The sequence below is a fragment of the Pseudomonas sp. 5C2 genome (genome assembly GCF_034314155.1).
Lineage (GTDB): Bacteria > Pseudomonadota > Gammaproteobacteria > Pseudomonadales > Pseudomonadaceae > Aquipseudomonas.
On sequence record NZ_JAVIWH010000002.1, the window covers coordinates 435,566 to 453,915 of the forward strand.

Sequence of the window (18,350 nt, forward strand, 5' to 3'; positions counted from 1 at the left end):
CCCAGGCTGCCCAGATGTCTTCTGCCCTTTCTTACGAAGCGCAGCCGTCCCTCGAGCCGGAAAGCCGGACGGGGCTTGAGCAGGCGTTCTCGCGGTTCGATCAGATGTCGAGTCAGTTGAGTGACTCCTACAGCTTGCTCGAAGCGCGGGTGACGGAGCTCAAGGGGGAGTTGGCGGTCGTCAGTGCTCAGCGAATGCAGGAATTGGCGGAAAAAGAGCGTCTGGCTAATCGCCTGCAAAACTTGCTCATGCTGTTGCCCGGCGGCGTCATTGTCATGGACGGTCAGGGCGTGGTGCGTGAGGCCAACCCTGCAGCATGCGACCTGTTAGGTGAGCCACTGCTGGGCATGCTTTGGCGACAAGTGATCAGTCGGTGTTTCGCGCCGCGCGAAGATGATGGTCACGAAGTGTCTCTCAAGGATGGACGACGTCTGTCCATCGCAACGCGTTCACTGGACGCGGAGCCGGGTCAGCTAGTGCTGCTTAACGACTTGACCGAAACCCGTCATCTGCAGGGGCAGCTAGCCCGTCACGAGCGTCTATCCTCCCTGGGGAGAATGGTCACCTCGCTGGCTCATCAGATTCGTACGCCGCTGTCCGCAGCCTTGATCTATGCCAGCCATTTGGCTGAGCAGGAGCTGCCGGTGGCGACTCAGCAACGTTTTGCCGGACGCTTGAAAGAGCGTTTGCACGAGCTCGAACATCAGGTGCGCGACATGCTGGTCTTCGCACGTGGCGAGTTGCCGATGACCGATCGTATTGCGCCCGATCTGTTGTTTCAGGCCTTGCAGGCGGCGGCGCAAACCCACGTGCAGGGTCTATCGGTACGTTGGCAGTGCGACAGTCGCGAAGGCGCGTTGCTGTGCAATAGAGACACGCTGGTGGGGGCGCTGCTTAATTTGATTGAAAACGCGGTGCAGGCCAGCGCTGGAAAAACGCGCTTGAAAATCCATCTCTACAGTCGCGATAACACGCTGCGCTTATGCATCAGTGACAACGGCAGCGGGATCGACGCCTCGGCACTGGCGCGCATCGGCGAGCCTTTCTTTACCACCAAGTCCACCGGCACCGGGTTGGGGTTGGCGGTGGTCGGCGCAGTCACCCGTGCACACCAGGGGCAGCTGCAATTTCGTTCTCGTCCGGGTCGCGGCACGTGCGCGATTGTCACTCTGCCTTTGATTCCGGAAGCTTGTGACGCGGGAGTGAACTGATGGCGATCAAGGTGTTGCTGGTCGAGGATGATCCTTCACTGCGCGAGGCGCTGGGTGAGACCTTGATGTTGGCCGGGCACGACTTCCGTGCCGTCGGTTCGGCTGAAGAGGCGCTTGAGGCCGTGGCTGAAGAGTCCTTCGGTCTGGTGGTGAGTGACGTCAACATGCCGGGCATGGATGGTCATCAATTGTTGAGCGTGTTGCGCAGCCGTTATGCGCAATTACCTGTACTGTTGATGACTGCGCACGGCGCGGTCGAGCGTGCGGTAGATGCGATGCGTCAGGGCGCGGCGGATTATCTGGTCAAGCCTTTCGAGCCCAAAGCATTTATGGAGTTGGTAGCGCGGCACGCACTGGGTCGTCCCGGACCTGCTGACAGTGAGGGGCCGGTAGCCTTCGAGCCGGCCAGCGCACAATTGCTGGATTTGGCCGGTCGAGTGGCCAGGAGTGATTCGACGGTGCTGATTTCCGGTGAGTCCGGTACGGGCAAGGAAGTGTTGGCGCGTTTTATTCACCAGCAGTCTACTCGGGCTAACAAGCCGTTTATTGCGATCAATTGCGCGGCGATCCCGGACAACATGCTTGAAGCGACGTTGTTCGGTCATGAGAAAGGATCGTTCACCGGCGCCATCGCGGCGCAGGCGGGCAAGTTTGAGCAGGCAGATGGCGGCACCATTCTGCTGGATGAGATTTCTGAAATGCCCCTCGGTCTGCAAGCCAAATTGCTGCGCGTGCTTCAGGAAAGGGAAGTGGAGCGTGTGGGTGGGCGTAAACCCATCATCTTGGATATTCGTGTGCTGGCAACCACCAACCGCGATCTGGCCGCAGAAGTAGCTGCAGGACGTTTTCGCGAAGATCTTTATTACCGGATTTCGGTGTTTCCGTTGGCTTGGCGACCACTGCGTGAGCGAACTGCCGATATTCTGCCGCTGGCCGAACGGTTGCTGTCCAAACACGTCAATAAAATGAAGCATGCCGCCGTACGATTGTCGGCGGACGCGCAAGCCTGTCTGATCGGCTACCCATGGCCAGGCAATGTTCGCGAGCTGGATAACGCGATTCAGCGGGCATTGATCCTGCAGCAGGGAGGGGTGATTCAGGCACAGGACTTCTGTTTGTCTGGCCCGGTAGCGGCTTCGCCAGTGCCGGCGTTAGGTGTTCCGACGCAGCCGCAGGTTGTTGCTTCAACACCGATGCCTTCAGTGTCAGTGCCTTCAGCCGATGGTGCGGCATCACATAATCAGGTCGGAGAGTCCGCCGGGGCCTTGGGTGATGACTTGCGGCGTCGTGAGTTTCAGATAATCATCGACACCCTACGCGCTGAGCGCGGCCGTCGCAAAGAAGCGGCGGAACGCTTGGGTATCAGCCCCCGGACCTTGCGTTACAAGCTGGCGCAGATGCGCGATGCGGGGATGGATGTTGAAGCGTCTCTATTCGCTACTTGATGCCGTGTGGTGTATAAGGCGCACCGCATCAAACTATTCGCAGGCTGGCGCGTGTTCCTGGAGACTTCATACCATTTGAATGCAAGTTGCGGCTAAAGGCCATCACCTGGCTGGCACTGTTGTTGCTTTGCCATGTGTAGCCGCTTAACGAGTGTCAAAAATCTGCGGCCTTTAGTGAGAGAGACGTCATGAGCCAAGGTGTTGAATTTAATCGCTTGATGTTGGACATGCGCTCCATGCAAATGGACGCCATGGCTACGCCAAAAGCAATAAGCACCCCGGAAATCGGCGCCAGCAGCTTTGCCGATATGCTTGGCCAGGCCGTCAACAAGGTCAACGATACCCAGCAGGCCTCTAATCAATTGTCGAATGCGTTTGAAATCGGCAAAAGCGGTGTGGACCTCACTGACGTGATGATCTCCTCGCAAAAAGCGAGCGTTTCGTTCCAGGCGTTGACCCAGGTCCGCAATAAACTGGTTCAAGCGTATCAAGACATCATGCAGATGCCGGTTTAAGGACGTATTGAGTCATGGCTGAAGCAGTCACCGATAACGTTCCGGCCAAATCGGGTGCCCCTCAAGGTAAGCCGCAGCTGTTTGGTTTGTCCTTTCTGGAAAATCTCTCCGAGATGACCATGTTGCGTCAGGTTGGCCTTATGGTCGGTCTGGCAGCGAGTGTTGCTATTGGTTTTGCCGTGGTGCTCTGGTCCCAGCAGCCTGATTATCGGCCGCTGTACGGCAGTCTGGCCGGTATGGACGCCAAACAGGTCATGGATACGTTGGCGGCCGCGGACATCCCTTATACCGTCGAACCAAATTCTGGCGCGTTGCTGGTCAAGGCTGATGATTTGCAGCGTGCGCGGATCAAATTGGCGGGCGCGGGTGTAGCGCCAGGCGACGGCAACATCGGCTTCGAAATTCTCGACAAGGACCAGGGCCTGGGTACCAGCCAGTTCATAGAAGCCACGCGCTATCGTCGCGGGCTTGAAGGCGAGCTTGCCCGGACCATCTCCAGCCTCAATAACGTCAAGGGTGCACGTGTGCATCTGGCGATCCCGAAAAGTTCGGTGTTCGTGCGTGACGAGCGTAAACCGAGCGCTTCGGTACTGATCGAATTGTACGCTGGCCGCTCATTGGAGCCGGGTCAGGTCATGGCGATTATCAACCTGGTGGCAACGGCTGTTCCCGAACTGAGCAAGTCGCAGATTACCGTGGTCGACCAGAAGGGCACGCTGTTGTCCGATCAGAGTGAAAACTCCGAATTGACCATGGCTGGCAAGCAGTTTGACTACAGTCGCCGTATGGAAAACATGCTCACTCAGCGTGTACAGAACATCCTGCAACCGATTCTGGGCAATGATCGCTACAAGGCCGAAGTCTCGGCCGATGTGGACTTCAGCGCCGTTGAGTCGACAGCGGAAAGCTTCAACCCCGATCAACCTGCGTTGCGCAGCGAGCAGTCGGTCGACGAACAGCGTTCCTCCGGTGGCGGTCCGCAGGGCGTTCCGGGTGCGTTGAGTAATCAGCCGCCCGGTCCAGCCAGTGCGCCTCAGCAGGCGGGCGCGGGTGCAGCTGCCTCAGGTTCCATACAGCCAGGTCAACCGCTGCTCGACGCAAATGGTCAGCAGATCATGGACCCAGCGACCGGTCAGCCGATGCTGGCACCTTATCCAGCGGACAAGCGTAAGCAGTCGACCAAGAACTTTGAGCTGGACCGTTCCATCAGTCACACCAAGCAGCAGCAGGGTCGGGTGAATCGCTTGTCTGTGGCGGTGGTCGTGGATGATCGGGTCAAAGTCGATCCCAAGACAGGCGAGACCAGCCTTACGCCATGGAATGCCGACGAATTGGCGCGCTTTACCCGGCTGGTGCAGGACGCTGTTGGTTTCAACGCCAGTCGCGGCGACAGCGTCAGTGTGGTAAACGTGCCATTCTCCACCGATCGTGGCGAAGTGATCCCTGATATTCCGTTCTATTCCCATCCGTGGTTCTGGGACATCGTCAAACAAGTGCTGGGTGTGTTGTTCATCCTGGTACTGGTATTTGGTGTTCTGCGGCCGGTACTCAACAACATCACCAGTGGCAAGAACCGGCAGCTGGTTGGCGTCGACGGCGATGCCGAGCTCGGTGGCATGGGTGGTCTGGGTGGTGAACTGTCCAATGACCGCGTCAGCCTTGGCGGTCCGCAAAGTATTTTGCTGCCTAGCCCGAGCGAGGGTTATGACGCACAGTTGAATGCAATCAAGAGCCTGGTGGCTGAAGACCCAGGTCGTGTGGCTCAGGTCGTGAAAGAGTGGATTAACGCAGATGAGTGACAATCGAGCGCTTACCGCCAAGATGACCAAGGTCGACAAGGCTGCAATTCTCTTGCTCTCCCTCGGTGAAACCGATGCCGCTCAGGTGCTTCGGCACATGGGGCCTAAAGAGGTTCAGCGGGTCGGTGTCGCCATGGCGCAAATGCGCAATGTGCACCGTGAGGAAGTCGAGCAGGTGATGAGTGAGTTCGTCGAGATCGTCGGCGACCAGACCAGTCTCGGCGTCGGCTCCGACGGTTATATCCGCAAAATGCTGACCCAGGCCTTGGGCGAAGACAAGGCCAACGGCCTCATCGACCGGATCTTGCTGGGGGGCAATACCAGTGGTCTGGACAGCCTGAAATGGATGGAGCCTCGTGCGGTTGCTGACGTGATCCGCTATGAGCACCCGCAAATTCAGGCCATCGTTGTGGCTTATCTGGACCCGGATCAGGCTGGCGAAGTGCTCGGTCATTTCGATCACAAGGTACGTCTGGATATCATTCTGCGTGTCTCCTCGCTCAACACCGTGCAGCCGGCGGCATTGAAAGAGCTGAACCAGATTCTGGAAAAGCAGTTCTCCGGCAACTCCAATACAGCGCGCACCACCTTGGGCGGCATCAAGCGTGCGGCCGATATCATGAACTTCCTCGACAGCTCCATCGAAGGCCAGTTGATGGACTCGATCCGCGAAGTCGACGGGGACCTGTCCGGTCAGATCGAAGACCTCATGTTCGTTTTCAACAACCTTTCCGATGTCGACGACCGGGGTATCCAGGCGTTGCTGCGCGAAGTGTCTTCTGATGTGCTGGTGTTGGCGCTTAAAGGCTCCGACGAAGCAATCAAGGAGAAAATCTTCAAGAACATGTCCAAACGTGCTGCCGAATTGTTGCGCGACGATCTCGAGGCCAAAGGCCCGGTGCGCGTCAGCGATGTGGAAACCGCGCAGAAAGAAATCCTCACTATTGCTCGCCGTATGGCCGAAGCCGGAGAAATCGTTCTCGGTGGCAAGGGCGGCGAAGAGATGATCTGAGGATCACTACATGTTTAGCTCCAACAAAGAGCCGCCCAGTGATCTGATCCGGGCCAAGGATGTCGGCGGCTTTGATGTCTGGTCGTTGCCTAGTTTCGACCCGCACAGTGAAGCGCTGTTAGAGCCAGAGCCTGAACCGGTTGAGGTCGAGCCGGCGGAGATGGAAGAAGTACCTCTGGACGAAGTCCAGCCGCTGACCCTTGAAGAGCTGGAAGGCATTCGTCAGGAAGCCTACAACGAAGGTTTTGCCACGGGTGAGAAAGAGGGTTTTCACAGCACTCAGCTCAAGGTCCGGCAAGAGGCTGACGTAGCCTTGAGCGCCAAGCTTGCGAGCCTTGAGCAATTGATGGTCCATCTGTTCGAGCCTATCGCCGAGCAGGACACGCAGATTGAAAAATCGCTGATCGAACTGGTAGGGCACATTACCCGGCAAGTCATTCAGCGCGAGTTGACCACTGACTCTAGTCGTATCGGTCAGGTATTGCGTGACGCTTTGAAGTTGTTGCCTATGGGCGCGCAGAATGTACGCATCTTCATCAACCCTCAGGACTTCGCTCAGGTCAAAGCCCTGCGTGAACGCCATGAAGAAACCTGGCGCATCGTCGAAGACGATACCCTTCAGGCGGGTGGTTGCCGGGTCGAAACCGAGCACAGTCGAATCGATGCGACCATCGAAACTCGAATTTCTCAAGCATTGGCGAAAATGTTCGATCAGTTGCACGATCAGGCTCTGCACCCTGCGCCTGCGGACATGAGCCTCGATCTGGGTACAGTCGTCGACGCCCCGGTCATTGCAGATGACGCAGATGACGCCTCTCCTGAAAAAGCAGGCCCCGATGCGCCTTGACCGGACCAGCTTCGGCAAGCGTCTGGGTTCCTACGTCGACGCCATCGAGCTGGCAGGCCAGCCGGTGGTGGAAGGTCGTTTGTTGCGTATGGTCGGTTTGACCCTGGAAGCCGAAGGCTTGCGGGCTGCGATGGGCAGTCGGTGTCTGGTGATCAACGATGATAGCTATCACCCGATGCAAGTCGAAGCCGAGGTGATGGGGTTTTCCGGGTCCAAGATATTCCTGATGCCGGTGGGCAGTGTTGCCGGTATCGCACCGGGTGCTCGGGTTGTGCCGCTGGCCGATACCGGTCGCTTGCCGATGGGTATGGGAATGCTGGGTCGGGTCCTCGATGGCGCCGGACGCGCGCTCGATGGCAAAGGTGGAATGAAAGCCGAAGACTGGGTGCCAATGGATGGCCCGACGATCAACCCGCTCAAGCGCAATCCGATCAGCCAGCCTCTGGATGTGGGTATTCGCAGTATCAATGGGCTATTGACCGTTGGCCGTGGTCAGCGTCTCGGTCTGTTCGCCGGTACCGGTGTGGGCAAGAGCGTGCTGCTCGGGATGATGACGCGCTTCACCGAAGCCGACATTATCGTGGTTGGCCTGATCGGCGAACGGGGGCGAGAGGTCAAGGAATTCATCGAGCATATCCTCGGCGAAGAGGGGCTGAAACGCTCGGTGGTGGTGGCTTCACCCGCCGATGATGCGCCCTTGATGCGGATGCGGGCGGCCATGTATTGCACGCGCATTGCCGAATACTTTCGCGACAAGGGTAAAAACGTCCTGTTGCTCATGGATTCGTTGACTCGATTTGCTCAGGCTCAGCGGGAAATCGCTTTGGCCATTGGCGAGCCGCCCGCCACCAAGGGGTATCCACCGTCAGTGTTTGCCAAGTTGCCCAAGCTGGTGGAGCGCGCCGGTAACGCCGAGGCCGGGGGCGGCTCGATTACTGCGTTCTATACCGTGCTTTCTGAAGGCGACGATCAGCAGGACCCGATTGCCGATGCCGCGCGGGGTGTGCTCGATGGGCATATCGTGTTGTCCCGGCGTCTGGCCGAAGAGGGACATTACCCGGCTATCGATATCGAAGCGTCCATCAGTCGGGTCATGCCTTCGGTGGTCAGTCCTGAACACATGGGGCAGGCTCAGCATTTCAAACAATTGTGGTCGCGCTACCAGCAGAGTCGCGACTTGATCAGCGTTGGTGCTTACGTGGCCGGTGGTGATCGGGAAACCGACATGGCGATCGCCTTGCAGCCGACATTGGTGCGCTACCTGCGCCAAGGGCTCAATGACAACGAGAGCCTGCAGGAGAGTAAGGCGCGCCTCGCCGCAGTGTTCAATCCCGCAGCAGGCGGCTGATAAGCCATGGCCTCAAGTCGAGCGGTACGCCTGGCGCCGGTGGTGGACATGGCCGAAAAGGCAGAGCGCGCAGCGGCTCAGCGCCTGGGGCACTTCCAGGGACAGGTCAGTCTGGCTGAGACCAAGCTGGCCGAACTCGAGCGTTTTCGCCATGAGTATCAGTTGCAGTGGATCGACAAAGGCGGTCGCGGGGTGTCGGGGCAGTGGCTGATAAATTATCAAAGCTTTCTCAATCAGCTGGAAACTGCTGTGGCCCAGCAACAGAAGAGCCTTGCCTGGCATCAGGAAAATCTCGACAAGGCTCGGGGTGCCTGGCAGCAGTGTTATGCGCGGGTCGAGGGTCTGCGCAAGCTGGTTCAGCGCTACATTGATGAAGCGCGGCAGCTTGAAGACAAGCGCGAACAAAAGCTTCTCGACGAACTTTCCCAGCGCTTACCCCGCCACGATCAATTTTAATGCAGGTAATTGAATTCATTCGGGTTGCTGTTGGCGCAGCAGAATGCTAAATCTTTCACACCGTGTCTGTGTTAACCCAAGGAAGCCTCCAATGTCCGTAAACACCGAGCTCTCCCACGACGGGCAAGAACTGACCATTTTCATCGAAGGGCGTTTTGATTTCGCCGCGCATCAAGATTTTCGCGGTGCCTACGAGAACGCTGCCGGCACTCCTCGGCGCTTCGTTGTCGATCTAAAGGGCACGAGTTATCTGGACAGTTCCGCGCTTGGCATGCTGTTACTGCTGCGTGACCATGCCGGCGGTGACGATGCGAAGATCCATCTGATCAACTGCAACGCCGACGTGAACACCATCCTGACCATCTCCAATTTCTCAAAACTGTTTCAGATCGGCTGACGTGTGCTAACCCTGCCCGAAAGCCTGTGCGTGCTTATTGCTGACGACAATGCCAGTGATCGCTTGCTACTCACGACCATCGTCCGTCGCCAGGGCCATACAGTGCTCAGCGCCAGCAATGGCCTGGAAGCGTTGGCGTTGTTTGAAAAAGAGCGTCCGCAGTTGGTGCTGATGGATGCTTTGATGCCGGTGATGGACGGTTTTGAGGCCGCGCGCCGAATCAAACAGGTGGCAGGCGAAGCGCTGGTGCCCATCATTTTTCTCACCTCTCTGAGCGAAAGCGAGGCGTTGGTTCGATGCCTTGACGCAGGGGGCGACGATTTTCTCGCCAAGCCCTACAGCGAGGCGATCCTCACCGCGAAGATCAATGCCATGGAGCGCTTGCGACGGTTGCAGGAAACGGTCTTGGAACAACGTGACCAAATCGCCAGGCATCATGGCTATTTGCTTAATGAACAGCGGGTAGCCAAAGCAGTATTTGATCAGGTGGCGCATTCCGGCTGCCTGAGTGCGCCGAACATTCGCTACCTGCAATCGCCCTATGCCTTATTCAACGGCGATCTATTGTTGGCTGCGTACACGCCTGCCGGCAACATGCACGTTTTATTGGGTGACTTTACCGGCCATGGTTTGCCTGCGGCTGTAGGGGCGATGCCCTTGGCTGAAGTGTTTTACGGCATGACCGCCAAGGGGTACGGCCTGACCCAAACCTTGCGGGAAATGAATGCGAAGCTCAAACGCATTTTGCCCGTGGACATGTTTTGCTGCGCGACTTTGCTGAGCGTGAACTTCAGCTTGCAGCAAGTGGAAGTGTGGAACGGTGGTCTGCCTGATGGTTATCTGCATCACGTTGCCAGTGGGGAGCGAACGCCGCTGGTGTCGCGGCATTTGCCATTGGGTGTGCTCGACCCGGCTCGCTTCGATTACAAGACCGAAGTGCACCCGCTGGCCTTGGGTGACCGGATTTTCCTGTTGTCCGACGGCGTACTCGACACCAGTGACAACGATGATCAATTGTTTGGTGTCGAGCGATTACAGGCGGTGTTCGCCGCCAATCGCCAGCCGGACGAACTGATCAATGAGATTCAGCGTGCCCTGGACGGCTTTCGAGGGCAGGCGCGGGATGATGTAAGCATGGTCGAAATCAGCCTGATCGCCCCGGCCCTGCTGGGGTCTCCGTCGGTGACATATTCGGACAGTGGTGAGTCCAGCCCGCTGGACTGGTCGGCGAGCTTCGAGTATCGCGCCACGACGCTCAAGCGTTTCAATCCTTTGCCTTACTTGTTGCAGCTGCTGATGGAGGTGCATGGTCTGCGCAGTCTGAGCGGGCCGTTGTACAGCGTGCTCTCCGAGCTGTACACCAACGCCCTGGAGCATGGCGTGCTGGGTCTCGACTCGGAACTAAAGCGCGATGCTCTTGGTTTTGCCCAGTACTACCGGGAGCGCAATGAGCACTTGGCGAGTCTTGAAGAGGGTTATGTGCGCCTGCATTTGCAGATTGTGCCGCGCGGGCAGGGTGGTCATTTGACGATACGCGTTGAAGACAGTGGTGCTGGATTCGACGTCGATCGTGTTCTGGCGCTGTCGGCGCAGACTCATGAGTTATCAGGGCGAGGCCTCAACTTGATACGTGAATTGAGTGAGCATTCCTATTGGTCGCAGGACGGACGTACCGCGTGCGTGGAATTTTCCTGGGGGGCTCTGGCATAATCCAATGATTCTTGATCAAGGAGCGAACAAGTGTCAGTGACTCATTTGGATTACCGTGTGCTGGGCGGCTTGCAAGAAGTGATGGAGGCCGAATACCCCATCTTGCTCGACACGTTTCTTAAAGACTCCGAACAGCGCCTGGTGCAGTTGCACCATGCCCTTGCTGCGCAGGCATCTGGTTTGCCGGCGCTGGGCATGGCTGCTCATAGTCTCAAGGGCAGCAGTGGCAACATGGGGGCTACTCGGTTGGCTGAGCTGTGCCAGCAGCTCGAAGAGCGTGCTCAGTGCAATGAGCTGACCGGAGTCGATGAGTTGCTCAGGAAAATCGACGTTGAATTCATCACGGTCCGGCGTTTGTTCAGCGTTGAACGTCAGCGTTTTATCGGTCAAGGCTGAGATAAGCCGAAGCTGGCCCGTCCCTTGCTTGGTGACTTGGCAATTGTGCCCGTACGGAGACTGACATGCCCCTTGCCACTCACCCGCTTCTCCAGGCTGCCGCCGTAGCCAAATCCCAGCCAGCTGTCGCCAGTAGTGCGGCAAAACCTGCTGAGACGGGCAAGGAAGACACTTCCAGCTTTGCTCGAGTGTTTGCCAAACATGCCCAGCCCAAGCCTGTTGTGAGCAATGACACCCGTACAAAAGCGGTCCACGACAAGCCCGATGCAGGTAACGGCAAGCAAGCGGTGAGCGATAAATCTGCCGCTTCCACCTCGGCGGTTGCCGATAGCGGCAAATCCTTGCCTGCCGATAGCGTCAGCGGAAAAGCGGATGCTACGGGTAAGGATATGCCGAAGGATAAGACGACCGACCCGGCGCTAAGCGACGTTGCCCCCGTTGATCCGACCCTGGATCCGGCGGCCTTGCAGGCGCTGGTCGTCCAGCCGGCTGCCGAGTCTGTGGTGCCGGTCGCTCCGGCCGTTGAACCTCAGGTCGTGCCGGTAGCCGTGAGTGCAGCGGTAGCCACGCAGCAGTCGGCTGTTCCTGTTCCTGTTGGCACTGGCACTGGTGCTGGTTTCGACCCTGCGACTGACCCTCTGGCAGGGTTGCCTGCCGTGCAAATGGCGCTGGAGCAGAGCGCCAAGGCGTCAGGCTCAGTGTCAGTGCCCACCGCGTCTACCTCTGCTCCGAGTGTCGCGAAAGCATCTCCCGCTCAAGCCGATGCGGACCCCTTGCAGGCCATTGCCAATAACTTGACGGTCATCACGGATCAACCGTCCGCGGGTGGCGCAGGTACTGAGGGGGGCGATAAGGCTTTTAAAGGTCTTATTGAAGACGGTTTGAGCAATGTCAAAGCTCCGGCCAGTGACACTCGGGTCGATGATTTTGCCAATCGCCTAGCCGCCCTGAGTCAGGCAGTACAGCCCAAGGCGGCGGAAGCAGCTTCGCCTTTGTCGTTGGCCCAGCCATTGGCCATGCATCAGAGCGGTTGGAGTGAGGGGGTCGTGGATCGCGTCATGTATATGTCGAGTCAGAACTTGAAGTCAGCAGATATTCAGCTGGAGCCGGCGGAGCTGGGTCGCCTGAATATCCGCGTCAACATGGCACCTGACCAGCAAACCCAGGTTACGTTCATGAGTGCCCATGTCGGTGTGCGCGATGCGCTGGAGGCGCAGATGTCCAAGCTGCGCGATTCGTTTACTCAGCAGGGACTGGGCCAGGTTGACGTCAATGTGTCTGACCAGTCCCGTGGCTGGAATGGGCAGGGGCAGGACCAGCAGCAGGCTAGCCAGGGGCAGCGAAGTGGCGGCGCGAGGAGTGGTGGCACTGATCCAGTCAATGGCCTCGATGACGGGTCCATTCATGATGTGGTGCAGGCTGCCAGTCAGCCTATGCAAATCATCGGCTCCAGCGAAGTGGATTACTACGCTTGATGCTGTAACACGCTATTGGTAGGCGCGGGCTTGCGACCGTGCGTTCAGCCGTGATGGCGGTGTGCCCGACACGCCGCCTCAAGCCCTTCGTGAGTGAGATCGCGCCTACAGAATAAACCCCCTCCGCCGATCCGGTCACACATCTGGCATAACACTTGCTCTGCCTCTGTCACGCATTGGTGAACCCCCGAATAGTGACGGATTATTGGCATGGCGAAGACCGAAGCAGTAAAAGACCCCGCAGCGAAAGGCAAACTCAAGCTCATTATCATTATCGTCGTGGCATTGTTGCTTGCGATCGGCTTGTCGGTTGGCGCCACTTGGTTCTTTTTGCACTCGTCCCAAAGTAAACCTGAGCCAGCCGTAGCGGCCAGCAACGTCAAGGCTCCTGCGATTTTCGAGCCTATGACACCGGCCTTTGTGGTCAATTTCAACCAGAACGGTCGTCAGCGTTATATGCAGGTCAGTATCACCCTGCTGGCACGTAATCAGGGTGATCTGGATGCGCTGAAAGTTCATATGCCGGTTATCCGCAACAACCTGGTCATGCTCTTCTCTGGGCAGACTTTCGACTCTTTGGCAACGCCAATCGGTCAGGAAATGCTGCGTCAGAAGGCCACCGCCAGCGTTCAGGAAGTGGCGCAGAAAGAGGTTGGCAAGGTGGTGGTTGAACAATTGCTTTTTACTAACTTCGTATTGCAGTAGGACCACGACATGGCCGTGCAAGACCTGCTGTCCCAGGATGAGATCGATGCCCTGTTGCACGGTGTCGACGATGGTCTGGTCCAGACCGAAAGCGTTGCCGAACCCGGCAGCGTCAAAAGTTATGACCTGACCAGTCAGGATCGCATCGTCCGAGGGCGGATGCCGACCCTGGAGATGATCAACGAGCGTTTCGCCCGGTATACCCGTATCAGTATGTTCAACATGTTGCGCCGTTCTGCGGATGTGGCGGTGGGCGGTGTGCAGGTCATGAAATTTGGTGAGTACGTGCACTCACTGTACGTACCGACCAGTCTCAATCTGGTCAAGATGAAGCCGTTGCGCGGCACTGCGTTGTTCATTCTGGACGCCAAGCTGGTGTTCAAGCTGGTGGACAACTTTTTCGGTGGTGACGGGCGGCACGCCAAGATCGAGGGTCGTGAGTTCACGCCAACCGAATTGCGCGTGGTGCGCATGGTGCTCGAGCAAGCATTCATCGATTTGAAAGAAGCCTGGCAGGCGATCATGGAAGTGAGCTTCGAGTACATCAACTCTGAAGTGAACCCGGCCATGGCCAACATCGTCGGCCCCAGCGAAGCGGTTGTAGTCTCGACGTTCCATATCGAGCTCGACGGCGGTGGCGGCGACCTGCACGTGACCATGCCTTACTCGATGATTGAGCCGGTACGCGAAATGCTCGATGCCGGTTTCCAGTCCGACCTGGATGACCAGGATGAGCGTTGGAGCAAAGCCTTGCGCGAGGACCTGCTGGATGTCGCTGTGCCACTGAGTGCCGTCGTCGCTCGCCGTCAATTGCGCCTGCGCGACATTCTGCACATGCAGCCGGGTGACGTGATTCCAGTGGAATTGCCTGAAGAGCTGATCATGCGTGCCAATGGCGTGCCGTCGTTCAAGGTCAAGCTGGGCTCCCACAAGGGGCATCTGGCGCTGCAAGTTATCGAACCAATTGAACGTCGCTGACCTTTGCCGTCAGCGTGAATAAATGTGATGTGTTAACGAATCAATGCCCGCCGAGGACAACTGATGGCTGATGAAAACGAAATAACGTCTGCTGAAGATCAGGCATTGGCCGATGAATGGGCAGCCGCGCTGGGTGAATCTGGCGATGCCAGCCAGGATGACATCGACGCTCTGCTTTCAGCCGATACCGGTAACTCCTCTGCCAGTCGCTTGCAAATGGAAGAGTTTGGCAGCGTGCCGAAGAACAATGCGGCCGTGACCCTGGAGGGTCCAAACCTGGATGTGATTCTGGATATTCCGGTATCGATTTCCATGGAAGTGGGCAGTACTGATATCAATATTCGCAACCTGTTACAGCTTAACCAGGGTTCGGTGATCGAACTCGACCGGTTGGCTGGAGAACCGCTGGACGTGCTGGTCAACGGCACGCTGATTGCTCACGGTGAAGTGGTTGTGGTCAACGAAAAGTTCGGCATTCGTCTGACTGACGTTATCAGCCCAAGTGAACGCATCAAGAAGTTGCGTTGAATGAATAGGCTCCTCGGTGTGATGCTCGTCTTGCCTTTAAGCGCGATGGCTGCGGAGCCTGCCGTGCAGGCTGCTGCGCCGCAAGTCAGCAGTGCGCTGGGCGGTGGGGTGGGCGGTCAATTGATGCAATTGGTATTGGGTCTGTTGCTGGTGATTGGCCTGATCTTCGGGTTGGCCTGGCTGCTACGCCGAGCGCAGGGTGCCGGCCCGCGCAACGGCCAACTCATCGAGCTGCTGGGTTCGCGCGCACTGGGTCCGCGAGACCGGCTGGTGCTGGTGCAAGTGGGTAGCGAGCAGATTTTGCTCGGGATTACGCCGGGACGCATCACGCCCTTGCATGTGCTCAAAGAGCCGCTACAAGTGCCCGCCGCTTCGCAGGCAACACCGGAGTTTGCCCAGCGTCTGATGGAGCTGCTGGGCAAGGATTATAAGGATAAGAAGTAATGGGTGCGTTGCGCATAATCTTGACGTTGCTGCTGGTGCTGGCGGCGCCCTTGGTATTCGCGGCTGATCCACTGTCGATACCTGCGATCACATTGTCCAGCGGTGCCAACGGTCAACAGGAATATTCGGTCAGCCTGCAGATCCTGTTGATCATGACGGCGCTGAGTTTCATCCCTGCATTCGTCATGCTGATGACCAGCTTTACCCGGATCATCATCGTTTTTTCGATTTTGCGTCAGGCCCTGGGTTTGCAGCAGACGCCGTCGAACCAGATACTCACCGGCATGGCGCTGTTCTTGACGATGTTCATTATGGCGCCCGTGTTTGACCGGGTGAACCAGGATGCATTGCAGCCCTATCTGAGTGAAAAACTTACCGCGCAGGACGCAGTGCTCAAGGCTGAGGTGCCCATCAAGGACTTTATGCTGGCGCAGACTCGACAGAGCGATCTGGATTTGTTCATGCGACTCTCCAAACGCACCGATATTTCCAGTCCTGATCAGGCGCCGCTGACGATCCTGGTTCCGGCATTCGTGACCTCGGAACTTAAAACCGCGTTCCAGATCGGGTTCATGATCTTCATCCCGTTCCTGATTATCGACCTGGTGGTTGCCAGTGTATTGATGGCGATGGGCATGATGATGCTGTCGCCGCTGATTATCTCTCTGCCGTTCAAGATCATGCTGTTTGTACTGGTGGACGGTTGGGCCCTGATCATCGGCACCCTGGCGAGCAGCTTTGGCGGGGTCTCGCCATGACTGACGGGGAGCGTGCGCAATGACGCCTGAAGTCGCTGTCGACCTGTTTCGCGAGGCGTTATGGTTGACCACGATGATGGTCGCCATACTGGTGGTGCCCAGTCTGATCGTGGGGTTGTTGGTCGCCATGTTTCAGGCTGCGACGCAGATTAACGAGCAGACGTTGAGCTTTCTGCCTCGTCTATTGGTGATGCTGATCACCCTGATCGTCGTGGGGCCCTGGCTGGTTCGGGTGTTCATGGAGTACATCCTGTCGCTGTACGGCAGTATTCCGCAGTTGATCGGTTAGCAACGTGCCCTCCGTGCTTGCCCTGACTGACGCGCAGATCGGGACGTGGGTAGCGAGTTTCATGCTGCCGTTGTTCCGGGTCGCGGCGGTCCTGATGACCATGCCGGTCTTTGGCACGACGCTGGTGCCAAAGCGTGTGCGTCTGTATTTCTCGGTGGCGATTACCGTCGTGATTGCCCCCGGTCTGCCGCCGATTCCCGAGGTCCATGCGCTGGATCTGAGCGCGCTACTGCTGATTGGTGAGCAGATCATCATCGGTGCAATGCTGGGCTTGTCCCTGCAATTGTTTTTTCAGGCGTTCGTTATCGCCGGGCAGATTGTTGCGACGCAAATGGGCATGAGCTTCGCGTCGATGGTTGACCCGACCAACGGTGTATCAGTGGCGGTGGTCGGGCAGTTTTTTACCATGCTGGTGACCTTGCTGTTTCTGGCTATGAATGGCCATTTGGTGGTCTTCGAAGTACTGGTGGAGAGCTTTACCACGTTGCCTGTCGGCAGTGGGCTGGATCTCACGCACATTTGGGAACTGGTTGGTCGTATGGGCTGGGTATTGGGTGCCGGCTTGCTGCTGGTCTTGCCGGCCGTTACTGCGTTGCTGGTGGTGAACGTTGCATTTGGGGTCATGACGCGTGCTGCGCCGCAGTTGAATATCTTCTCAATTGGCTTTCCGCTTACGTTGGTGCTGGGCATGGTGATTCTGTGGATCACTCTCGGCGATATTCTCAATCAGTATCAACCGCTGGCGGTGGAAGCCTTGCAGTTGCTACGCAGTCTGGTCAGGGCCCGCTGAGATGGCTGAGAACGAGAATGGCCAGGACAAAACAGAAGACCCCACGTCCAAACGGCTCAAGGAATCGCGTGACAAGGGTGAGACGGCCCGCTCCAAAGAACTGAATACACTGGTCATCATGATGGCGGGTGCAGGCGGATTGCTGGCGTTTGGTGGCCAGCTGGCGGAAATGATGCTCGGGTTGATGCGGGTCAATTTCACGCTTTCGCGTGAAGTGATCATGGATGACCATTATATGGGCCTGTATTTTCTCAACGCCGGCAAAGCGGCGCTGGTTGCCATCCAGCCGCTGATGCTGATCATGGTTCTGGCGGCGCTCATCGGCCCCATCTCGCTGGGAGGCTGGCTGTTTTCTACTGACACGATGGTGCCCAAGTTCAGTCGAATGAATCCGCTTTCCGGGATCAAGCGCATGTTTTCCGTTCAGGCATTGGTCGAGCTGGTCAAAGCGTTTGCCAAGTTTTTCATCATCCTGATGGTGGCGTTGGTGGTGCTGTCCAAGGACCGGGGGGATCTGGTCTCCATCGCCCATGAGCCATTGGAGTTGGCGATCGTCCACAGTGTGCAGGTGGTGGGCTGGAGTGCGTTATGGATGGCGTGTGGGTTGATCATTATCGCTGCGGTGGATGTACCGTTTCAGCTCTGGGAAAGCCATAAAAAGCTGTTGATGACGAAGCAGGAGGTGCGTGACGAGCACCGAGACAGTGATGGGCGGCCAGAGGTCAAACAGCGGATTCGTCAGTTGCAGCGTGAAATGTCACAGCGACGAATGATGGCGAAGATCCCTGATGCCGACGTGATCATCACCAACCCGACGCACTTTGCCGTGGCGCTCAAATATGATCCAGAGCAAGGTGGGGCGCCGATGTTGCTGGCCAAGGGCAGTGATTTTCTGGCGTTGAAGATTCGGGAAATCGGCGCCGAGCACAACATACTCCTCCTTGAATCACCGGCTTTGGCGCGTTCGATTTATTACTCCACCGATCTGGATCAGGAAATTCCTGCTGGCCTGTACCTCGCAGTAGCGCAGGTATTGGCATACGTCTATCAAATCCGCCAGCATCGCGCAGGCAAGGGCAAGCGCCCGGACCCATTGGGCGATATGCCTATCCCAGGCGATTTGCGACGTGATTCATGAGCCTGCGTACAAGTTTGCGCAACAAACCCATAGTTGGAAAGCTTCTTGCACTGACCTTGCTACGTCGCTTGATGGCGTCAAAAGTTTGATTTAGCAGGCAGGAAAAGAA

General features: G+C 57.4%; 20 protein-coding genes. All 20 read left to right on the plus strand.

Annotation, left to right across the window (positions count from 1 at the left end):
* Positions 1-14: 14 nt before the first annotated feature.
* Complete coding sequence (locus tag RGU44_RS02645; protein WP_322180032.1) at positions 15-1,211, plus strand: sensor histidine kinase; 1,197 nt, start codon at positions 15-17, stop codon at positions 1,209-1,211.
* Positions 1,211-2,656 carry a sigma-54 dependent transcriptional regulator gene (locus RGU44_RS02650; RefSeq protein WP_322215477.1) on the plus strand — a complete coding sequence of 482 codons (1,446 nt, stop codon included), beginning with the start codon at positions 1,211-1,213 and terminating at the stop codon, positions 2,654-2,656. Before RGU44_RS02645 ends, RGU44_RS02650 begins: the two co-directional genes overlap by 1 nt.
* A gap of 188 nt (positions 2,657-2,844) precedes the next feature.
* Positions 2,845-3,171, plus strand: a complete 327-nt coding sequence (gene fliE, locus RGU44_RS02655) for a flagellar hook-basal body complex protein FliE (protein ID WP_322180027.1) — start codon at positions 2,845-2,847, stop codon at positions 3,169-3,171.
* Between the two features lie 14 nt (positions 3,172-3,185).
* Positions 3,186-4,970, plus strand: a complete 1,785-nt coding sequence (gene fliF, locus RGU44_RS02660) for a flagellar basal-body MS-ring/collar protein FliF (protein ID WP_322215481.1) — start codon at positions 3,186-3,188, stop codon at positions 4,968-4,970.
* Complete coding sequence (gene fliG / locus RGU44_RS02665) at positions 4,963-5,982, plus strand: flagellar motor switch protein FliG (RefSeq protein WP_322180023.1); 1,020 nt, start codon at positions 4,963-4,965, stop codon at positions 5,980-5,982. The genes fliF and fliG overlap by 8 nt, the downstream gene beginning before the upstream one ends.
* Positions 5,983-5,992: 10 nt before the next feature.
* Positions 5,993-6,829 (plus strand): flagellar assembly protein FliH, encoded by an 837-nt coding sequence (gene fliH / locus RGU44_RS02670; RefSeq protein WP_322215483.1) that lies wholly within the window; start codon positions 5,993-5,995, stop codon positions 6,827-6,829.
* Positions 6,819-8,177, plus strand: coding sequence for a flagellar protein export ATPase FliI (gene fliI, locus RGU44_RS02675; protein ID WP_322182752.1), 1,359 nt, complete (start codon positions 6,819-6,821; stop codon positions 8,175-8,177). The genes fliH and fliI overlap by 11 nt, the downstream gene beginning before the upstream one ends.
* 6 nt (positions 8,178-8,183) lie before the next feature.
* Positions 8,184-8,633, plus strand: coding sequence for a flagellar export protein FliJ (fliJ, locus tag RGU44_RS02680; RefSeq protein WP_322180018.1), 450 nt, complete (start codon positions 8,184-8,186; stop codon positions 8,631-8,633).
* 91 nt (positions 8,634-8,724) lie between these two features.
* The gene (locus RGU44_RS02685; RefSeq protein ID WP_322180016.1) at positions 8,725-9,030 is read left to right on the plus strand and encodes an STAS domain-containing protein; all 306 of its coding nucleotides are present in this window, start codon (positions 8,725-8,727) and stop codon (positions 9,028-9,030) included.
* Between the two features lie 3 nt (positions 9,031-9,033).
* Complete coding sequence (locus RGU44_RS02690) at positions 9,034-10,740, plus strand: fused response regulator/phosphatase (RefSeq protein WP_322180014.1); 1,707 nt, start codon at positions 9,034-9,036, stop codon at positions 10,738-10,740.
* A gap of 81 nt (positions 10,741-10,821) precedes the next feature.
* Positions 10,822-11,136 carry an Hpt domain-containing protein gene (locus RGU44_RS02695; RefSeq protein WP_407074674.1) on the plus strand — a complete coding sequence of 105 codons (315 nt, stop codon included), beginning with the start codon at positions 10,822-10,824 and terminating at the stop codon, positions 11,134-11,136.
* Positions 11,137-11,201: 65 nt separating this feature from the next.
* Positions 11,202-12,611 carry a flagellar hook-length control protein FliK gene (locus RGU44_RS02700; RefSeq protein WP_322215485.1) on the plus strand — a complete coding sequence of 470 codons (1,410 nt, stop codon included), beginning with the start codon at positions 11,202-11,204 and terminating at the stop codon, positions 12,609-12,611.
* Between the two features lie 210 nt (positions 12,612-12,821).
* Positions 12,822-13,316 carry a flagellar basal body-associated protein FliL gene (gene fliL, locus RGU44_RS02705; RefSeq protein ID WP_219060448.1) on the plus strand — a complete coding sequence of 165 codons (495 nt, stop codon included), beginning with the start codon at positions 12,822-12,824 and terminating at the stop codon, positions 13,314-13,316.
* Positions 13,317-13,325: 9 nt separating this feature from the next.
* Complete coding sequence (gene fliM / locus RGU44_RS02710) at positions 13,326-14,294, plus strand: flagellar motor switch protein FliM (protein WP_322180006.1); 969 nt, start codon at positions 13,326-13,328, stop codon at positions 14,292-14,294.
* A gap of 63 nt (positions 14,295-14,357) precedes the next feature.
* Positions 14,358-14,822 (plus strand): flagellar motor switch protein FliN, encoded by a 465-nt coding sequence (gene fliN, locus RGU44_RS02715; RefSeq protein WP_322180004.1) that lies wholly within the window; start codon positions 14,358-14,360, stop codon positions 14,820-14,822.
* Positions 14,823-15,266: a flagellar biosynthetic protein FliO gene (gene fliO / locus RGU44_RS02720; RefSeq protein WP_322180002.1), complete on the plus strand. Its 444-nt coding sequence runs from the start codon at positions 14,823-14,825 to the stop codon at positions 15,264-15,266.
* Entirely contained in the window at positions 15,266-16,024 is a 759-nt protein-coding gene (gene fliP, locus RGU44_RS02725; protein WP_322180000.1) for a flagellar type III secretion system pore protein FliP, read from the plus strand. Before fliO ends, fliP begins: the two co-directional genes overlap by 1 nt.
* A gap of 19 nt (positions 16,025-16,043) precedes the next feature.
* The gene (gene fliQ, locus RGU44_RS02730; RefSeq protein WP_219060453.1) at positions 16,044-16,313 is read left to right on the plus strand and encodes a flagellar biosynthesis protein FliQ; all 270 of its coding nucleotides are present in this window, start codon (positions 16,044-16,046) and stop codon (positions 16,311-16,313) included.
* 4 nt (positions 16,314-16,317) lie between these two features.
* Entirely contained in the window at positions 16,318-17,103 is a 786-nt protein-coding gene (gene fliR, locus RGU44_RS02735; RefSeq protein ID WP_322215488.1) for a flagellar biosynthetic protein FliR, read from the plus strand.
* Position 17,104: 1 nt separating this feature from the next.
* The gene (gene flhB, locus RGU44_RS02740) at positions 17,105-18,241 is read left to right on the plus strand and encodes a flagellar biosynthesis protein FlhB (RefSeq protein WP_322179998.1); all 1,137 of its coding nucleotides are present in this window, start codon (positions 17,105-17,107) and stop codon (positions 18,239-18,241) included.
* The last annotated feature ends 109 nt before the right edge of the window (positions 18,242-18,350 follow it).

What these genes read in the sequence shown, in the direction of transcription:
- RGU44_RS02650 (WP_322215477.1), top strand. Translation starts at nt 1,211, where the DNA reads ATGGCGATCAAGGTGTTGCTGGTCGAGGATGATCCTTCACTGCGCGAG.
- fliE (WP_322180027.1), top strand. Translation starts at nt 2,845, where the DNA reads ATGAGCCAAGGTGTTGAATTTAATCGCTTGATGTTGGACATGCGCTCC.
- RGU44_RS02645 (WP_322180032.1), top strand. Translation starts at nt 15, where the DNA reads ATGTCTTCTGCCCTTTCTTACGAAGCGCAGCCGTCCCTCGAGCCGGAA.
- fliH (WP_322215483.1), top strand. Translation starts at nt 5,993, where the DNA reads ATGTTTAGCTCCAACAAAGAGCCGCCCAGTGATCTGATCCGGGCCAAG.
- fliO (WP_322180002.1), top strand. Translation starts at nt 14,823, where the DNA reads ATGAATAGGCTCCTCGGTGTGATGCTCGTCTTGCCTTTAAGCGCGATG.
- fliM (WP_322180006.1), top strand. Translation starts at nt 13,326, where the DNA reads ATGGCCGTGCAAGACCTGCTGTCCCAGGATGAGATCGATGCCCTGTTG.
- RGU44_RS02685 (WP_322180016.1), top strand. Translation starts at nt 8,725, where the DNA reads ATGTCCGTAAACACCGAGCTCTCCCACGACGGGCAAGAACTGACCATT.
- fliI (WP_322182752.1), top strand. Translation starts at nt 6,819, where the DNA reads ATGCGCCTTGACCGGACCAGCTTCGGCAAGCGTCTGGGTTCCTACGTC.
- fliL (WP_219060448.1), top strand. Translation starts at nt 12,822, where the DNA reads ATGGCGAAGACCGAAGCAGTAAAAGACCCCGCAGCGAAAGGCAAACTC.
- fliQ (WP_219060453.1), top strand. Translation starts at nt 16,044, where the DNA reads ATGACGCCTGAAGTCGCTGTCGACCTGTTTCGCGAGGCGTTATGGTTG.
- fliN (WP_322180004.1), top strand. Translation starts at nt 14,358, where the DNA reads ATGGCTGATGAAAACGAAATAACGTCTGCTGAAGATCAGGCATTGGCC.
- fliJ (WP_322180018.1), top strand. Translation starts at nt 8,184, where the DNA reads ATGGCCTCAAGTCGAGCGGTACGCCTGGCGCCGGTGGTGGACATGGCC.
- fliG (WP_322180023.1), top strand. Translation starts at nt 4,963, where the DNA reads ATGAGTGACAATCGAGCGCTTACCGCCAAGATGACCAAGGTCGACAAG.
- RGU44_RS02700 (WP_322215485.1), top strand. Translation starts at nt 11,202, where the DNA reads ATGCCCCTTGCCACTCACCCGCTTCTCCAGGCTGCCGCCGTAGCCAAA.
- RGU44_RS02695 (WP_407074674.1), top strand. Translation starts at nt 10,822, where the DNA reads ATGGAGGCCGAATACCCCATCTTGCTCGACACGTTTCTTAAAGACTCC.
- flhB (WP_322179998.1), top strand. Translation starts at nt 17,105, where the DNA reads ATGGCTGAGAACGAGAATGGCCAGGACAAAACAGAAGACCCCACGTCC.
- fliF (WP_322215481.1), top strand. Translation starts at nt 3,186, where the DNA reads ATGGCTGAAGCAGTCACCGATAACGTTCCGGCCAAATCGGGTGCCCCT.
- fliP (WP_322180000.1), top strand. Translation starts at nt 15,266, where the DNA reads ATGGGTGCGTTGCGCATAATCTTGACGTTGCTGCTGGTGCTGGCGGCG.